1 protein-coding gene and 1 pseudogene are annotated in these 2,092 nt (G+C 71.8%); both read right to left on the bottom strand.

The window, feature by feature from the left end:
- A pseudogene (locus tag VE172_RS22665) lies at positions 1–533 on the bottom strand (thiol reductant ABC exporter subunit CydC); the annotation flags it as partial.
- The coding region (cydD, locus tag VE172_RS22660) for a thiol reductant ABC exporter subunit CydD (RefSeq protein ID WP_324804279.1) at positions 526–2,092 on the bottom strand (1,567 nt) is incomplete at its 5' end. The gene cydD and the pseudogene VE172_RS22665, both read right to left, overlap by 8 nt.

Below are 2,092 nucleotides of genomic sequence, written 5' to 3'. Positions count from 1 at the left end.
CGACCGCACGCCACGGGTACCCCCACGCCCGCCAGGACCAGGCCGGTCGTCAGCGCCGCGGCCGCCGGCGGCGAGAACATCGCCGTGAAACCGATGGCGGCCAGGCACACCACCACCGACGTCCACATTGGTGTGACGACGCGCAGCACCAGATCCTGCACCGCGTCCACGTCCGAAACCATCCGCGACAGCAGATCCCCGCCGCCGAACACCCGAGATCCCAGGGGCGCCAACGGTGCCAGCCGTTGGAAGATCGTCGCCCTCAGCCTGGCCAGCGCCCGCAGCACCGCGTCGTGCCCCACGAGGCGGTCCAGGTATCTCAGCGTCCCCCGCGAGATCGCGAAGGTGCGCACCGCGACGATCGCGACGCTCAAGGTGGGCAGCGGCGGCTGGTGGGCGGCCGTGGCCAGCAGCCAGCTGGCGGTGGCGATCAGCGCGATGCCCGACAGTTCGGCCAGCGCCGACAGCAGCGCCGCCAACGCCACGCGCGGCAGCTGCGGTCCGATGAGGCGAAGGATGCGCAGCTCAGGCACGGCTGGCCACCTCCCGCCGTTGCGCGGCGACGCGTCCGTGAGCGACCGACACCACCGCGTCGGCGAGGTCCACAAGCGCGCTGCGATGCGCCACCACCACGGCCGCGCGCCCCCGCAACAGGTCCCGCGTCGCCCGCGTCACCGCGTGCTCGCTGTGGATGTCCATGCTGGCGGTGGGTTCGTCCAAAAGCACCAGTGGGCAGTCGAGCATGTCGATGCGCAGGAACGCGCGCGCCAGCGCGACCCGCCGCCGCTGCCCCGTCGACAGACCGAAACCCGCGTCGCCCAGCTCGGTGTCGAAGTCGCGGGGGAGGGTCGAGATGAACTCGGTGGCGTGGGCGGCGTCGGCGGCGTGGCGCACCTGCGCGGGGGTCGCGTCGGGTTGGCCCAGGCGAATGTTGTCGGCGACGCTCATGGCGAACAGGTGCGGGCGCTGCGGCACCCACGCGATGTTGCGCAGCCAGCCTTCGGAGTCGACGTCGGCCAGGTCGATGTCGCCGTAGGTCACCCGCCCCTCCGCGACGGGGGCGCACCCCAGCAGCACATTGAGCAAAGTGGACTTCCCCGCCCCGCTGGGCCCGATCAGCGCGATCGTTTGGCCCGCCTCCACGGTGAGGCTCACTCCGTTGAGGGCGGGGTTGTCGCGATCGGGGTACCGCACCACCACGTCGGCGATCCGAATCGGACGGGGGCCTCCAACCTCCTCCCCTATTTTGAGCGTAACCCGCCCCACGCCAGCGCTGTCCACACCTTCTTCCCCGTCCTGTGGACAACGCTTCGCCTGTGGATAAGTCTGGGGACCGGGGTTCGGGGGTTCCATCGTCTCCGCCGTGGGGGTGGGGGATGTCGGCCGCGCGTCCATCACGGCGAAGGCGTCGTTCATCGCGGCCAGGCCCTCCTGGGCGGCGTGGAACTGGGTCCCGACCGAACGCAGCGGCAGGTACACCTCGGGCGCCAGCAACAACACCAGGAAGGCGATCCGCAGACTCATGGTGCCGTCGACCAGGCGCAGCCCGATCGGCACCGCGACCAGCGCCACCGACACCGTGGCCACCAGCTCCAGCACCAGCGCCGACAGGAACGCCACCCGCAGTGTCTCCATTGTGGTGCGCCGGTAGCGCTCGGCGGAGTCGCGCACCGCCGCGGCGTGGGCCGCCACCCGCCCGAAGATCCGCAGCGTCGACAGGCCCGCCACGGCGTCCAGGAAGTGGCCGCCCAGTCGCGCCAGCGTCCGCCACTGCCGCTTGGTCTTGGCCTCGGTGTGCCAGCCGATCAGGGCACCGAAGATCGGGATCAGCGGCAGCGTGATCGCGATGATCACGGTGGACGGCCAGTCGCCGAAGACCAGCGTCGCCAGGACCGCGACGGGGACGGCGGCGGCCAGGCACAGCTGCGGCAGGTAGCCCGTGATGTAGGCGTCCAGGGCGTCCACGCCGCGGGTGATGAGGGTGACGGTCTCGCCGTGGCGGCCGTGGTGCGGCCGCGCGCGGTCGCCGCAGGCGCTCAGCATGTCAACGCGCAGTTGGGTTTTCACCTCGGCGGCGGTCGCGGACGCGCGC

This window comes from Stackebrandtia sp. (genome assembly GCF_035643755.1).
Taxonomy (GTDB): domain Bacteria; phylum Actinomycetota; class Actinomycetes; order Mycobacteriales; family Micromonosporaceae; genus Stackebrandtia.
This window is presented reverse-complemented; position numbering and strand designations above follow the sequence as displayed.